Origin of the sequence: Myxosarcina sp. GI1, assembly GCF_000756305.1 — a bacterium.
Lineage (GTDB): Bacteria > Cyanobacteriota > Cyanobacteriia > Cyanobacteriales > Xenococcaceae > Myxosarcina.
Genome location: NZ_JRFE01000064.1, coordinates 1 through 15793, shown reverse-complemented (window position 1 = coordinate 15793; position 15793 = coordinate 1). Strand labels below are relative to the sequence as shown.

Below are 15793 nucleotides of genomic sequence, written 5' to 3'. Positions count from 1 at the left end.
ATTAAGGTTGGCACCCTTAAGGTCAGCACCATTAAGATTGGCACCATTAAGGTTGCTATTGCTCAGATCGAGTTTTTCAGTTTTTAGTTCGGGGTCTTCATCTAAAGTATAGTCTTGCTCTGGATTTTGTCGTCCAATTACAGTTAAAGCAGCTTGTATTTTAATATTGACTGGTTCGAGTTTTTCAAATGCTTTTAATTGATCTTCTGAACCATCTTCTAGTTCTTCAATTTCTGGTGGTATTGGAGAATTTTTTCGCACGAATGCAGTTAAGACTTCCATAATCGTCCATTGGTCTTTAGGAGAATCTTTGGCAATTCTCTCTAGAGAATAAATTCCGCCAAGGACAACCTCTTCTTTGTCACTACCTAATTGTTCTATAGCTTTGGCAAAGCGGTCTGTAACCAATCTTTCTTGAGTAAGTTCCCTGTCTTTTAAAGCATCTTGATAATTAACAAATAATCCAATGGCAGCAATAATGGCAGCAATTAAACTCGCTGCTGAGATGATGGTCTTAACGACATCGAGAGCAAATGGTCTGGTTTCCGAATTAGCAAATAGTTGGGGTAACTTATAAAACAACCAAAATGGGAAAGTCAAAATTTTCCAAATTACACCTATCAAAGTTTTTAGCGATCGCGTCAATCTTCTAAAAAACGATCTGGGTAGCTGACGATAAAAGGCGATCGCTCGATTGCGTTTCCAAGCTCTAACAACCTTGGGATACCTAGTTAAATATCTTCTAGCCGTTTCCCAATCCCCTTCAGGACTACCATTTTTGCCCTTAGTTATGCGCTGTTCGTAGATTTCCTGTGCTTTGATTTGATGAAGCTCGTGGGGAATAGATAGACGCGATCGCCTGGGCATATTAACAGTTTGTGTCGCTATTTATATCACAAAGCGTATTTTACCAAATGATAGTGTGTAGCCATGAGAATACACTGTTTACCGACTACAACACAGTAGAGCGATCGCCCGTGGGGACTAGAGCGATCGCAAAAAGTACCAGTACCAACAGCAGGATCGTATACTAAGATAATAAAAAAGCTCCAAAACTTTATTGCAGTAAAGCTTCAGAGCATAGATTATTTAAGCAAACAGTTCAACTGTATGAGTTTGACGACTCATATAGTTAGTGATTATCACAATTCAAACGATGGCTGTTCTCCGCACTAGGTGGGCAGTCATTTGTTTTTAATGGTGGCGGTAGCGATCGCTGTCCTTTGATATTTACTGATGTGTCACCGCCCAATTTGATATCGATTTCTGTATCGGAATTTCTAGCCAGAGCGATTACTCCAATTAGCGTTACTGATAAGACAATTGTTATTGTCACTAGGTTGTTTTGGTTAATGGTCATTTTTTCTTCTTTACATTTATTTCTGATATTTATAATTGATATATCAGCTAAATAGTTTTGAGCATAGTTAGTAAAACGATGCCATTCAATTTTTTTCTTTTTTCACTGACCTGAAGAAATAAAAGAGCTTCAAAATAGTTTTCATAAATATCTTTATATCTATGAGATTTAAAGTTGATTGCTACAGTTAATAGTGAACTTACAGGTTTAAATGTTCTGTATTTTCGCCAATTCAAAAAGCCGAAAATTCACCAAGACGAAAATACGGAAAGCTGAAAATTTAACAATTTGCCAAGGTGCATTGGCAGCAAGTGACTATACACTTAGATGTCTGCAAACTTCGAGGTATGAAAATTGTTGATTACTGTTGCTGGATTTAAGGGGGGAATCGGCAAAACTACTACTGCCGTGCATCTTGCCTGTTATTTTTCCCAGTTGGGCAAGACTTTATTAGTTGATGGCGACCCCAACCGCAGTGCTACGGGCTGGAGTAAACGGGGTGCTTTTCCTTTTAAGGTGGTGGACTTGATGCAAGCTGCTTTATATAGTCCGAAGTACGAACATATCGTCATCGATACTGCTGCCCGTCCCGATGAAGATGAATTACGAGCTTTAGCGGATGGTTGTAACTTATTAGTTTTGCCTACTACTCCCGATGCTCTGGCGATCGATGCCCTACTGCAAACGGTAGATTTACTTCAGGAACTAGAAAGCGATCGCTATCGAATCTTACTCACAATGGTTCACCCCAAACCCGTCAAAATGGCAGAGCAAGCCAGGGCAGCTTTAGCAGAAGTCCCATTATTTGACACGGAGATTAGACGGTTAATTGCCTATGAGAAAGCGGCACTAATGGGAGTACCAGTTTACGAAGTTAAAGACCGCATGGCAAAAATCGCCTGGGGTGACTACGAGCAAGTTGGTAAGGAGATTATGTCATGAGTGATGCAGCCGATATGTTTAAGAAGCTGGCTCAAAACCGCCAAAAATCTACACCAGCTAAAACTAAATCTAAATCAGAAACAAAACCCGTTTCTCAATCTCAGCCTCCAAAAGAAACCAAATCTAAAGCCAAAACCGAAACATCAACTAAAAAGACTACTCCTAAACCAGCCTCAGAGGAGAAACCGCCAGAAACAGCGATCGCAGAAGAACTAACAAAAAAAAGAGGTAGACCAGCTACGGGCAAGCGTAGCGATCCTGACTGGATTGGTCGAACCTACTATATCCGCAAAGAAACTGACTTGGATATAGAGGATGAACTAATCAAACTCAAACGAGAGGGTATTAATGTAGATAAATCCGAATTGGTGGATTTTCTCCTTGCTGCCTGGGTGAAATGGCGAAATGGCGAAAATATAGATTTTCGGATGTCCGAAATTTCGCCAAGGCGAAAAGACGAATTGCCGTAAATAATGTTTATCCCCTAGCAAATTAACGTTAGAAACTTAATAAAAGTATGAATTAAAATTACCAATTAAAATAGTACTTTTTCATTTTCATACTGCACTAATACAAAATTTTTATTGATAATGACTGAATTTATGAAGGCAACAGCATCAATTTACCAATGAATTTAAAAGATTGAAGCTAAAAAAATAACCTAGCAGAACGCCCCTGTTCCAGATATACTCTGGAATTCCAGACTCACATCACAGAAAAATTTCTTTAGCCAGTACATAATATGTAAGTCGAATTAGAAAAAATTTTTATGAGTGTCCAGAATTCCATTACTGCTGATATCGTTCGCCCCGACGATCTGATGGCTGAATTAGACCTTAAAAAGTCAACTTACTACGATGATTTAAAGTTCCTTGGCATCACCGCAAGCAAGGATGAAGACAAAAAAGCTTACCTTACCTTTGAGGAAGCAGAACAGGTTAGAGCTTTACGTTCTCATGTTAATGAAACAGGAAAAAGCGAAGGATTTCAATCTGGCGCATTAGTTCATTCAAGTAATAACGAATTAGCTACAAATCCCGAAGAAGATGATATTTATATCGAGCCTGAAGAACCTACTGCTAATTTCGATTTAGATGGTCTGGTTCGGGGTGCGGCAGAACTCAAAGCCCGTGAGTTGGCGATGCCTCACTTGGTCAAACGAGAAGTAGCCAATCGTCTAACAGAGGAAGAACTACCAGAGGATCTGCGGGAAAAGATCCAGGCAGTAAGGGAGGTTGCCAACCCAAAGTTCACGCCAGGGGAGTTAGCAGATCGGCTGTTAAGTCAGTGGCGCAAACCCCAAGGGAATTAGGCGAACAGTTTGATAAAGTCTGTGCTGCCGTTCGTGCTGGTAACTCAATTCTGGTGCTTGGTGAAACGGGAACGGGTGAAGATGATTTTGCGATCGCCGTTCACGAAACGATGTCAGCAGAATTTAATTGTGCGATCGCTACCTACAAAGGCTCTCTGAAAAAATTCTTTATCGCGATCGCCATGCAGCTAGATTGTCCGACAGAAAATGATGAAGGTAAGCCGTTAACCGTTGATGGTCTGAAAGAAGAAATCCTCGTCAACTCTGGGGAGGACACCTTACTCGTATTCCCAGAAGCCAAGCGGTTAACTACTTCTATCAGATATTGGTTAGAAGACATGATGGCTGCTGGCGTGAGAATCGTCTGTTTTGCCGTCGCCAATCCAGGGCGAGACATCTTTCTCGAAATGCTAGAGATTGAGCTAGAACTGCCTAGCGATGCCCACATTCGTTTAGTTATGGCAGCCGAAGCTCAAAGAGTAGGACTACAAGTTAACCAATCTCGACTAGCCGAACTGCAACCCCTGGCAGGACGTAACCCGATGCTGGCGAGGAAGATTATCAAAAATGAGGCTCTGGGGCTGAAGCAGGATAAACCAGAACACACTCAATATGTGGTCATCATGCCAGTGATTATCGCTGCACTGATGGCTTTTGGTATCGTGCGGTTTATCGGCATGGGTACGGGAAATAAGGGTTTGTATATAACTGGCGGTGTTTGCTTAGTTACGGGGATGGCGTTGAAGCAGTTGGGTAGTGTACGAGGAGCGAGGAAGAGGTTAGGACAATAACAGTATTTGATAAATAGAACAATAATAATATGAATATCATGAATAAAGCTGAAAATATTTATCAAGAATTATTAGATTTAGAAAGAGACTCTAGAAAAGTTAAAACTGCACATTTTAATGCTGCCGAAAGAAAAAAAAGAAAGCATACATTTTTTGGACTTTGTATTGTAATAGCCAATTTTTTGATTTTTTCTCCCTTAATTAATTTGTTTTTTGTAGATAATCCAGATAATTTGATAATAGCAATCAAAATTTTGGCAATTGTTGGTGCAGCTTTGGCTGGGGTTCAAACATTTTTTAACTGGGAAAAAGAATCTGAATTACATCTTAGTGCTGGTGCATTATATACTAATATTTATCGTAAAACTGGTACTCTTTTAGCCAAATTTAAAGATGCACTAATAACTGTAGATGAATTTATTGAAGAATTTGAGTTTTTACAAAATAAATATCTTGAAGCAAACAATACATACAAATCCTGCATTCCATCAGAACATGATTTTACAAAAGCAAAAAATAGAATATCAGAAAGAGCAAAAAATAAACATTCTTAAAATTTAAAAACAATTTTATGTCAAAAAGAATGCATTTATATGATGCAAGTAATGAAGAGATAATAGAATACTTGCAAAATACTGTATCGCAATCAGGTTTTATTTATTTAATTAGAGCATTAGGAACTAATCGGTACAAAATTGGATATACAAGGAGATTGAAAAAAAGAATAAAAGAACTTCAAGGACAAAGCCCATTTCCAATTGAATTAAAAGATTGTTTCTGTAGTAAATACCCAACAGGTTACGAAAAACTGTTGCATAGAGTATATCAAGGACAACAAGTTTTTCGCGAATGGTTTGAGCTATCAACAATATTAAATTCTGAAGAAGGAAAAAGTATTAAAGAATACTGGCACGCTGACAATCCTGAAGAATATTTTTTACAATATTTCCTCGAACAAAATGAAACAGGATATATACCAAGTTTTCTAACTTCTCAGGAAATTGTTTATTGTATGAAGCTAGTAGATATAGATTGTAATTATGAAACTGAATCAACCGTCAATCTTCAAGATTTCATAGATGATATGTTGCAGATTGATACTCGTAAATGCTCTCAAATATTAGTAGAATTATATAGAGATTTAGTTGGTAAAAAGTCTGCAATAAAAAAGTTAACATTAAGTGAGCAATGTACTTATTGTATTAAGTATTTAGAACGAGAATTTGACAAATTTTTTTATACCAAAAATAAGAGAAATAAGTAATTTATTTTCAAAATATCTACCCTGACTTGGTTGATTTTGTCAGACAGTGAGCTAAATAACTGACGATCGCCCTACCAAAAGCCAGACTGGTAAAGTAAATCAACTCTTTACCGCTTATGATGAGCGTAACCCATGCAACGATCGCCGCTGCTGGAACATCTTTAGTCTTAGGAACTGCCGAACCTTTACCGCTTTGTTTAGCTGTAATTGGTTCGCAGCTTCCCGATCTGGACACCACCACATCAACTATTGGTAAAATCTTCTTTCCGATTAGCTCTTGGATAGAAGATAGGTATCCCCACAGAAGTATTACTCATTGTCTGCTAGCTACGGCGGCGATCGCGCTGGTTAGTCTCGCTGTCAGCCACTTTTTACTAGGGGATATCATGACGGCGATCGCTTTACCTTTCGGACATCTGCTAGCCTGTTTCTCGGATACATTTACCAAGCAGGGTGTTCAACTTTTCTATCCCGAACCAGCCTGGGCAATCAGCGTTAGTAATCCGCGACGGAGGCTTAAAACTGGCGGGGCTGGCGAACTGTGGGTTTTAGCGATCGCAACTGCTTTATTAGTTCTGGGAATTTATCTCGGCAATAGCGGGGGTTTAACCACCAAAGTCAGTCAGAATCTAGGTTTGAGAGATGGTGTAATTGCTGTCTATAACGAGAATGCTGCAACCAATCATGTCTATGCTCAAGTTAGGGGTGTTTGGTCGAGCGATCGCACCCGTGCCGACGGTAAATATTGGATTGTTGGCACTGAGGGCAGCGAATTTGTAGTTACCAATGGTGAGGGAATCTACAAGACGGGAGAACAAATAATTACTAAAAAAGTTTCTACCAGCGTCGGCGATGATGCTACCACCGAAATTAAAAATCTTAGCTTTGCTGATGAGAATGCGATCGCGCCACTGCTGGAGCTTCGCCAAGCCTACCCTAACTCGGTAATTTTCCTCAGCGGTCAGTTAGGTATAGATTTTCCTGAAGAAGTAAACATCTCAATCAAGCCCAAGCAGTACGTCACGGCTTCCCTAACAGGTTCGACCCTCAATTTTAGATGGCAAAACTTAGATGAGGCAATTTTACTTTTACGAGAACAGTATGCAGTGGGAACTCTAGAAGCAAAGATAGTTCAACCACAGCCGAGGTTTAATTGACATTCTCTCTTAGAGATAAAAGGCGATCTTTATGTATTGGAACGGGCGATCGCGATTTTGAAGGAGCAGTATGCAATGAGGATGTTGGAGATAAAGATCGTTATCTAAATCAAATTTATGATTCTATAACTGTCTAAGTTGCTATTCAAACCCTTTATCCAACAAGCACATCAATTTCACTGATGGGAAGAAATAAGCTATTTTCAATTTCTTGGCGAATTTTTCGGTCGATTACACAGTTAGTATTCATGCATTCTAAAAGGAATTCATTGGAGATGTAATACTGCTTTAATAGTGCAAGTTGACCTGACGCTAAGTTGAAATTAGGGATAGTTTTAGGTTGTTGAGAAAAAAAGAAATTTAATTGTTGAGTCCATGATTTTCCATTAGACTTCCACCAAGTCTCAAAAAGCGGTTGATTATTATCTGGATTGGGAATTGGCTTTTTCAAGATATTTAGCCATTTACCATCGAAATGAAACTTTAAAATATTATTATTCGACTTGGCTATCACAATAGCAAATTTTGAGTTATATCGAAGATTTCGAGGTAAGTAGTAGGCTTCAGAGAGTTTGCTATCTAACACAAAAGATTGACGGATTAATTCAGCTTGAGATGAAACTTTAATTGTGTTTATTAAATCCTTTAGATAATTAGAGGGGAGATTAATAGGAGTAATCTTCAACAATTGAAAAGCTAAAGTTAAATAGTGGATACGAATAGTGGATAGTTTTTCGGAAGACTGAAGATAAAAAGCTCTCTGATGTGCCCATTCTAATAAGGATTGTAATTCTCTATACTGAGCGGCAATTAAATCAACTTGTTCTTTCATATTTTGTATTAAAAAATCAGCTTTTGATAATAAGCCTATTGCCAATAAAAATACTTCTCTCCAACGTTTTTCTTGAATATGACTAGCTAAATTTCTAAGAGATTTTTCTAACATTTTAGGATTTGATGTCTCAGTAATTTTTCTAGCAGTAAAATATTCTTGAAAGGTTAAATGAGAAAAAGAATAAATTCCTCTCGCTCGTTCAATTAATAATCCATGCTGTGCTTCAATTGATTTTAAAACCACTTCACTATCAAGTCTTAAAATCTCTGGATCTGTCTTAGCTTCAGGTAAATTCTGGATATAGGTAGATATATGTTTTTCTACTTCTTTTTGTTTGAAAAAGTAGTCTTTACGATCAAAAGTTATGAAAGCAATTTGACTGAGTAAATCTTGCTTACGATTATTTGTTAGGTTTTTATAAATCTGATCTCGATAAATATTTCGTTCTATATCCCATTTTTCAAGAAGGATCTTAATACCTTCATTGTATAAATCTGAGCGATTTTTTGGAAAATTACCCACTTCAGCAAAAACAAGACAGAGTAATATTAGTAAAAGGGGAGAATTTGCTAATTCTTTTATGGAATCATTTAGAGATAGTTGTTGTAAAAAGTTATTCTCTTTGACTGGATCTTTTTGAGCAAACCATTTGTGTACAAATACTTGTATTTGCTGGTCATTGAAATCTGCTAATTCTACTTCAGTAAATCTTATGAAATTAAAGTCTAGAGATGCAATGCGACAAGTAATGACAAAATGAGTTTCATAAACTGTATCTGGGAAGCGTTTGGAAATAAATTTTTGTCTTAAATCTTGAGATTTATTAAGATCGGGATAATTTTCTTTTAACTCTTTCTCCTTCTGCTCAATTTGTTTATTTAAATGGTTGCCGAAATTTTCTAAACTTTTGAGAATGAGTTTTTCTTCTTGAAGAATTTTGAGAAATAATTCAGGATTTTTTTGCCACTTTTGTAATGGAGATTCACTATTTTTTAATAACTTATTAATTTCTTCATTATCTTGCTTATATTCTAGGACTTGACAAGCTTTTGGAATTTCTTTTTTCAGATTTTCTAAAAACTCTAGAATTCTTTTGATTTTATCGGGTATTTTCTTTTTGTTTTCTAAATATTTAGTTTTAATTTTTAAATCTTCAAATTCACTATTTAATTCTTTTTGTCCGTTAAATTTTTTGAACTGCTTCTTTTTAGTTTCTAAATTTTTTTGAATATTTTCTAGTTCTATTTCTTTTTTTTCTATTTCTTCCTTCTCAAACTGTTTTATTTTTTCAAATAAATTATGTATATTATATTTTAACTCTTCTTCGTTACACAAGACATTTTTTAATGTTTTGTAATGTTCGTTGACTAATTTACTATGTCGTGTGTTCTTCTCTTTTTTGTTTTTAATTTGCTTGATTTTTTCTTGTATACTATCTCTTTTATGGGAATGTTCCTTTAGATATTTTTGAACATTTGACGCTAATGAATAGGTATAAGAAAAATTTGCAATTTCATTAATTACTCGCTCATTATCTTCTTCGTTAACTTCATCTAATCCATCTAAAACAATTAGACTTCTACCATAAGTTAATATTTTCATTATTTCTTCTTTAGTGACGGAAAAATGCTCAAATTTATGCTGTATAAAGTTTAACAAGTCTGGTTTTCCTTTCTTTTCAGCAAATTCTTTAAGAGAAATAAAAATTGGTAATCTCTTAGGTTGAAAACCTCCTGAAATACATTGCAAGCACAGAAATTTCAAAAAGGTAGTTTTTCCTGAACCTGGCTTGCCTAAAATAACAACTTTAGAAGATTTATCAACAATATAAATCCCCGATACTCGTTTTTCGCGCTTATTCAGCCAGTGACGGTCAAAATCATCTGAATCGGGATTATAATCACGGCTAAGTTGGTCAATTTCTAAGCGTTGGCTTCCTGTAATCTTCTCTAGAAGATATACATCAGTGTAAATATCATTCAACCCTATCGGTTGACGCATATCTAACACTCGCATTGTGCCACATCTTTCTACAATGTCTGTCTGTGCTTTTTGTCGTACCTCACTGACTAAAGTATCTATATCTTGCGTGGTTTGTTCATTTTCTCGAATTTCTTCCCAATCTAAATTAAGTGAATCGCAAATTTTAACAAATAATTCTGAAGAAATTGGTTTACTATTAAAAAATTTAGAAACTGGCTGACGAGAACAATCTATTCTTGCAATTAAGTCTTTTTGCTGTAGTTTAGATGAAGTCATAGCCTTTTTGGCTTTCGCTATTCCTTGTTCTGAAGCCTTTAGCGATTTTATTCCCATCGCTTTAATATTAAGAAGTGTAACTATTAATCTTATCTGACAAATAGATATTGACTATACTTAAAAGAACTTTTTTTGTCAATTAATTTAACATAAATTAATAAAATAGAAAATCAAGCTAAGCTGAAAAATCACCTAAAATAATTACCTAGCTGGCTTTACAGAAAACCAAACTAAGTCGAAAAAACATCTGAGCTAACTACTTAACTAACTTATACATAGCAATAAGAAAATCATACTTCTCTCAATCCCAACTCATACATAACAGAAGGCACTCTAAAGGTGTTGTGTATGACTAAAAGATATGACTCGCAAAAAACCCTTACTAGAGAAAGCCTCTGACACAATCCAGTACGTCGCAATGGAGAAATGGGTAATTCAGGAATGTTTGCGTCAAGCCAGTTGGAGCTTTAACCTTGCCATTGCTTTAACAATAGTGAGTGCTGTTGTAAGCATCGTAGGAATCGGGCTAGTTTATTCTGGCAAAATTTCACAAGGAACTGCTACTACTGCTGGAGGTTTTGCCTCTAATATTTTAAGTGTGCATTTTCTGAAACTAAGCAAAGAAACTAACGATCGATTGTATGAAATTACTAAAGAATTGAAAGATTAAAAAGGTTGTAATTCTAATCAAGAGTAATTAATTAATGCGAGCGCTACCCTTAGTGTGGTTAAATCTCCCTATGCTGGTACTGTTCGCCGTGTTCGTTGGCTCGGTCAATCCCCAGATGGCAGCCTCACAGCCGAAGTTACCCTCATGGTCAGATCGGACAGAGAAGCCGAGCGAGAGCGAAGAAGACAAGAATCTCCCCTGCTCCAACAGCAGTAATAAATGTGTAGGGCGACTTACAGAACTAGCGATCGCCAACTCAAATAAACTCCAGCAGACGAGCGATCGAATTACCGCAATCGAGCGACGCTTGGCAGTTACAGAAGACAGAATCGACTACACCAGCAAGAAGAAGTGGACTAACTACATTACTACCAATCCCGTAGACATTATTCAAAATCTCTTTGGCGGTGGCGGTATGCAGCGAGATAATCTAGCGATCGCCAATCTGGAAATCAGAACCGCAGACTTACTGGCAGCCAAAGCCGAACTAGAGCGGCAGCAGGAAGCGGAAAAGCTAAAGCTAGAAGATGAAGTGCTGCACCTACTCTTAGACTATGAAGCTGCCAACCGCAAACATGAGTTGCTGTCATCTCAACTGGAGACTTTAGAGCAGCAGCGGGAAGTGGTGAGGATTGCTTATAAGTACGGTAGGGGTAGTACGAGTCAGATATTGGGCATGGAGAATCGGCGCGATCGCCTGACCGAGCAGTTGACTAATTTATCGATAGATAAAGATGAGTCTGTACGGAAGCTGTTGCATCTAATAGGGCAAAAGTCAGCAGAGTAAAGATTCTCGTCGGACAGAACGAGAGGTCATTTACTGCTGAGATGACGAGCAGATATTAGAGATGGAAGGTAGGGCGATCGCGCCCTACTTAAAATTTTTAATCAATTTTGTCATTATCAGATGGGGAGATAGTCACATTACAAGTTGTTAGCAGGGTTTTTAAGTGTTCAACGACAATATCAATTTCTTCCCTGATGCCTTCGTCAAAAGTTCCACTAACAACAACTCTTCCTCTAGTTTTGCGCTCTGTCTTTTGTACTGTGGGGGTTTGAGTTGAGAATGAACCAACTCTTGTGCTGTCCTTATCCTCCCAATCTACTAGCTTTTGCCATTCTGTTAAACCTATAGCTTCACAAATAGATATGAAGTGATCGCTAGAGATTTTATTTCCTCGAAGAAAACGTTTTAATGTAGATTCTGATGTATGAGCCATTTCTATCCATTCTGGTGAATTTGTATTCCAACGTCTTTCCCGTCTGGAATTATCGACTAATAGTTTACCCTCTTTAGAAAGTTTATAAGAATCCGCCATGAGTACCTAGTCCATATTCTTTTTTTATTAAGCTGTCAAGCATAAAAAAATGCTAGCAAAAATCACTTAATTAAAAGGATCACTATATCGACAAGGATAAAAAGTGAACTAGGTCAGATTATTAATGAACTTTTTTGACCTCAAGTTAACCTTTAAGTGAACTAATAAATGAACGGTTTTGAACTTGTTTTTTTTAGCAGATAATCAATATATTTAAGTAGGCGGAAATAGTGATTTCTATAAATCTGATAACTTAAAGCAAGTTTTGATTTTGAAAGGCATTAAATCAAAAGGAGAGACAAATGACTTCTATAACAATTAATTTTTCAGGAATAACAGGATCGGGAAAAAGCCTCTTCATATCTAGCTTGTTGTTTTCAGCGTATGGATGTCACATAGAATCAGAATACGATCGAGGTTACAAAAGAGGTAAACAAGACTTTAAACGTGGTATAAAGAGAAACCTTTATAATTTTTACAATCCCTGGTTTTGGTATATCTTCGACGATTTTGAGTACGGTTATCAAAAGGGTTGGAAAGCTGCTCAAGAAGAACAAATTGGTTATTTACTTGGTTATCTACAAGATTGGGAAGCTGCTCAAAGACTAAAAAAATATTTTTCTTTTTCCTGGTCCTGGTTGTCGCTCAGAAACCTCTTAGACAGTTGGTATGCAAGACCAACTGAGTATGTACTTGGTTATGAACAGGGAAAACAAGACTATAGAAAAAATCAGTTTCCATTACTTGCATATCTTTACAGGTTTGAGTCGAGAGAATATAGAAGAGGTCATCTACAAGGTTGGGAAGCTGCTCAGAAATTAGAACAATATATTTCTTGTACAAATACTTTTAAAAGTTTGATGAATTCTTGGGAAACAAAAGAATATCAAATTGGTTATGAACAAGGAAAATTTTACTCTAAAAAGAGTATATATAGAATCATTATATTCGTTAGCTCTATTGGAACATTTAGCGCAACACTAATTGCGTCATTAATACCCCGAAGTAGTTCTCCAACATGGAGAAAATTAAGTCAAAAACTATCTAATGAAAATATCTTTATGGATGTTAAATTAAATTATAATTATGAAGAATTTGATTGTGATAATCTTAAACAGAATAAGATTTACAAAAACAAATTATCCAAAGAAAAGTCAAAAGATCAATTGTTTTTAAGTAAAAGCAAAGATATTAATAATTATTCTCGTGGCTCTCCTATATTGTTCGAGCTTTTTAAGAGAGATAATCTTGCTAGCTATGGAGTACGGATTGTGGATAGAATATTTAATGAACTAACTATATCAACCCAACAATTTAATAAAGTTGTTGATGAAGTTTTCCTCAAGAGTAATTCAGAAGGCGCAAAGCTCTGGCGATTTACTAAAGGGAAATTAAAAAAATTTAGTTTAGATAGAGCCTATCAGCCAGAGAAAATATTTACAATTGCCTATGAGCGTACCCGAAAAGCTATTGAAGATGGAAAACAAATAAAATCAACATCAATAATACCTTGGTTCAAAAGCGTAACTTTCAATATCATACGTGAAATAAGAAGAGAAAGAGACAGAGAAAATGTCAATAGAAAAGACATTCCAGACAAGGAGATTGCGGATTTAAACAGACCACAAGAAAATGTTACTTGGAAAGAAATCACTAACAACCTTTTAGAGCAAGACTTGGAAATTACCTCAGAGTCTGCATTAAGACAAAGGTATAGTAGGCTCAAAACTAAATTAAAAGTACATAATCAACTGGTACTTATTAATTGCTAAAAATACTTAGCCTTATTCAAAATTTAGTTTCATAACTTTAGTACCTAGTTAAGCTGTCAAGCATCTAGTCAATCTAATAACCATATACACAGTCTAAGAACTTGATGATTATTAATTAACGACACATTAGATGAATTAACTAACTTAAGTTATAAAGATATGGGGCGGTTAGAAAGAATAAAATTTTCAATGTTTTAACTCTAGTACCTAGTTAAGCTGTCAACTTTAAATTCAGGTATCTGAACTATATGAAACTTGAAAAGGTCATTTATCTGACCTCCCCTTCCCTCAAATGGGTCAAACCTAGTTCAAATAATTTGCTACAAAAGTGACCTTGGTTGACCCAAGAGTGACCTAATTTTATTTAGATTAAATTAAGTCTTTTAGAAAATGGACTATGTTGAACTTCCTAAATATTGATTGTTGAATTACATTTTTATTTAAGCTGACAGCTTAATATTAATAGTAATGGAGTTACAACATGGGAAATTTTACTGCATTCTTTTTAGCAGTTGCTATTTGTGTAGTAGCAATAATTAATCTCATTAAAATAGTTCGAGAAAATCGTCAATAAGCTAATTCAATTGGGATATTTGCCCTCCAGCTATTAAGTATGGAGGGTTTTTTTATGCAAATTCAGTAGTAAAGCGATCGCCCCAACTAATCCAAATCGATAAACTTACTGGTACACTCGGACGGCTGAACGTGCAGGTATCTCGACGTAACCGCCAGAGAACTATGTCCTAGTGACTTCATCAACAGATCGATTCCCGCACCATTATTTAAACTGTGGCAAGCGTGGGCATGACGCAGCCAGTGAGCCGAAGTATGGGGATTAATCCCTGCTTTCTCTACCGCTTTTTTAATTAACCGATGGATGGCGTGGCGGTCTAAGCGATTGCCAAACCTCGACAAAAACACCGCTTCGGTTTTATCGCTCCTGGGAAGCTGCTTTAATTCCGACCATAGCTGATGAGTTATCAGTAAGGTTCTAGTTTTATGACCTTTGCCAAATATGGTTACGGTTACGCTGTCCTCAGTCGGTTGAAAGTCCGACCAGTTTAAACCCACTAACTCAGATATTCTCAAACCCAGAATATATAGAAGAATGAGTATGGCGCGATTACGCTTCGCGTACCTGCAAGGCAGATCGCGTTGATTGTCAGCAGCCTCAATTAGCTGTTTTACCTCCTTATCTAGCAAGAGCCTTTCATTGAGAGCGTCTTTAGCTTTGGTCGTCTTAATCATCGAGGCGGGATTGGCTGACAAATAGCCAGTTTTGACCCCAAAACTAAACAAAGACTTAATGGCTGCTAGTTTGTTGTTAATGGTATTTTGGCTGAATCCACGAAGCTGAAACGATTCTAACCACAACAAAATATCTTCTAGCTTCACATCATGTAGCTCCTTACCCGCAAAGGTAAGAAATTGCCGAGAGATAGTTACATAAGTCTTTTGAGTGGTCGCAGACTTTTGGGAAATCCACAATCTAATCAATTCCACATCAAGGTTCGCGTCGGTCAACTTCGGGTAGGTATTAATAGTCATCTCACAACAGAATTCGTGTTTTGTTGTGTTGAGTTCATTCAAAAAAAAAACGAACCCAACCTGAATTAAATCGAGCCGACAGTAATTATTAGCTGATGGGAATGGCTCTAATTACCAGTGTTAGTATGCTTGTGGTGACAGCAACCACGATAGGAATGATTAGAGATTTTGCACCCTTTAAGTCGGAAACATCTTTTTGTATCGTTTCTTCGTTGGTAGATACTTTATCGACTGTTTTTTCTACCTGAGACATTCTGGTACTGAGGTTTTCCAGCTTGACGTTGATGGTGGGAATGTCTTGCTGTCTTAGATCTGATACATCACTTTGAAGATTGTCTAGCTTGCTATCTAATTTGTTGAGAATTTCTTTGAGATCTGATTCTATCTGGATGTTGCTCATTGTTATACTTTTATTAGGTTTTAACCATTGGGGAAGCTTCACTAATTTGGTCGTTGGGAAGCTTCCTATCGGAGCGCGTTCCTTAGATGACGTTTCGTCATCAGGGTCGCTCCTCTTTTTAGTTTAATTATCCTATTGTAGAGGACACGGTTGGCGAGGCAACC

Annotated in this window: 17 protein-coding genes; 11 read left to right on the top strand and 6 right to left on the bottom strand. The window is 36.7% G+C overall.

Annotation, left to right across the window (positions count from 1 at the left end):
• Nucleotides 1-867, bottom strand: an 867-nt coding sequence (locus KV40_RS31340) for a pentapeptide repeat-containing protein (protein WP_036489663.1), incomplete at its 3' end; no start/stop codon positions are given.
• Nucleotides 868-1132: 265 nt separating this feature from the next.
• On the bottom strand, nucleotides 1133-1360 hold the full coding sequence (locus KV40_RS35525; protein WP_156114285.1) for a hypothetical protein: 228 nt from the start codon (nucleotides 1358-1360) through the stop codon (nucleotides 1133-1135).
• Nucleotides 1361-1714: 354 nt separating this feature from the next.
• Between KV40_RS35525 and KV40_RS31335 the strand changes: the two genes are divergently transcribed.
• The 8 genes from KV40_RS31335 (at nucleotide 1715) to KV40_RS35520 (ending at nucleotide 6963) form a co-directional block, all read left to right on the top strand.
• The gene (locus tag KV40_RS31335; protein WP_036489661.1) at nucleotides 1715-2302 is read left to right on the top strand and encodes a ParA family protein; all 588 of its coding nucleotides are present in this window, start codon (nucleotides 1715-1717) and stop codon (nucleotides 2300-2302) included.
• The gene (locus KV40_RS32885) at nucleotides 2299-2772 is read left to right on the top strand and encodes a hypothetical protein (RefSeq protein WP_052056144.1); all 474 of its coding nucleotides are present in this window, start codon (nucleotides 2299-2301) and stop codon (nucleotides 2770-2772) included. Before KV40_RS31335 ends, KV40_RS32885 begins: the two co-directional genes overlap by 4 nt.
• Before the next feature lie 299 nt (nucleotides 2773-3071).
• Nucleotides 3072-3614, top strand: a complete 543-nt coding sequence (locus tag KV40_RS32880) for a hypothetical protein (RefSeq protein WP_052056143.1) — start codon at nucleotides 3072-3074, stop codon at nucleotides 3612-3614.
• Entirely contained in the window at nucleotides 3590-4405 is an 816-nt protein-coding gene (locus KV40_RS31320) for a hypothetical protein (RefSeq protein WP_036489660.1), read from the top strand. Before KV40_RS32880 ends, KV40_RS31320 begins: the two co-directional genes overlap by 25 nt.
• A gap of 38 nt (nucleotides 4406-4443) precedes the next feature.
• A complete protein-coding gene (locus KV40_RS31315) occupies nucleotides 4444-4959 on the top strand; it encodes an SLATT domain-containing protein (protein WP_036489658.1) in 516 nt (171 codons plus the stop codon).
• A gap of 17 nt (nucleotides 4960-4976) precedes the next feature.
• Nucleotides 4977-5669, top strand: coding sequence for a GIY-YIG nuclease family protein (locus KV40_RS32875; RefSeq protein ID WP_052056142.1), 693 nt, complete (start codon nucleotides 4977-4979; stop codon nucleotides 5667-5669).
• A gap of 116 nt (nucleotides 5670-5785) precedes the next feature.
• Nucleotides 5786-6826, top strand: a complete 1041-nt coding sequence (locus tag KV40_RS31305) for a metal-dependent hydrolase (protein ID WP_036489656.1) — start codon at nucleotides 5786-5788, stop codon at nucleotides 6824-6826.
• Complete coding sequence (locus KV40_RS35520; protein ID WP_156114284.1) at nucleotides 6823-6963, top strand: hypothetical protein; 141 nt, start codon at nucleotides 6823-6825, stop codon at nucleotides 6961-6963. The genes KV40_RS31305 and KV40_RS35520 overlap by 4 nt, the downstream gene beginning before the upstream one ends.
• A 17-nt stretch (nucleotides 6964-6980) precedes the next feature.
• On the opposite strand, the gene KV40_RS32870 is transcribed toward KV40_RS35520, so the two are convergent.
• A complete protein-coding gene (locus tag KV40_RS32870; protein ID WP_052056141.1) occupies nucleotides 6981-9977 on the bottom strand; it encodes an NACHT domain-containing protein in 2997 nt (998 codons plus the stop codon).
• A gap of 304 nt (nucleotides 9978-10281) precedes the next feature.
• On the opposite strand from KV40_RS32870, the gene KV40_RS31290 reads away from it, so the two are divergent.
• Entirely contained in the window at nucleotides 10282-10590 is a 309-nt protein-coding gene (locus tag KV40_RS31290) for a hypothetical protein (RefSeq protein WP_052056140.1), read from the top strand.
• A gap of 52 nt (nucleotides 10591-10642) precedes the next feature.
• Nucleotides 10643-11377, top strand: a complete 735-nt coding sequence (locus KV40_RS31285; RefSeq protein ID WP_253274437.1) for a TolC family protein — start codon at nucleotides 10643-10645, stop codon at nucleotides 11375-11377.
• Nucleotides 11378-11474: 97 nt separating this feature from the next.
• Here the strand turns inward: KV40_RS31285 and KV40_RS31280 are convergent, their stop codons facing one another.
• Nucleotides 11475-11909: a hypothetical protein gene (locus KV40_RS31280; protein ID WP_036489655.1), complete on the bottom strand. Its 435-nt coding sequence runs from the start codon at nucleotides 11907-11909 to the stop codon at nucleotides 11475-11477.
• Nucleotides 11910-12211: 302 nt separating this feature from the next.
• Here KV40_RS31280 and KV40_RS31275 point away from each other — a divergent pair, with 302 nt between their 5' ends.
• The gene (locus KV40_RS31275; RefSeq protein WP_036489653.1) at nucleotides 12212-13681 is read left to right on the top strand and encodes a hypothetical protein; all 1470 of its coding nucleotides are present in this window, start codon (nucleotides 12212-12214) and stop codon (nucleotides 13679-13681) included.
• Between the two features lie 660 nt (nucleotides 13682-14341).
• Here KV40_RS31275 and KV40_RS31270 read toward each other — a convergent pair.
• Entirely contained in the window at nucleotides 14342-15229 is an 888-nt protein-coding gene (locus tag KV40_RS31270; RefSeq protein ID WP_036489651.1) for a tyrosine-type recombinase/integrase, read from the bottom strand.
• Between the two features lie 88 nt (nucleotides 15230-15317).
• On the bottom strand, nucleotides 15318-15629 hold the full coding sequence (locus KV40_RS31265; protein WP_036489649.1) for a hypothetical protein: 312 nt from the start codon (nucleotides 15627-15629) through the stop codon (nucleotides 15318-15320).
• Nucleotides 15630-15793 lie beyond the last annotated feature (164 nt).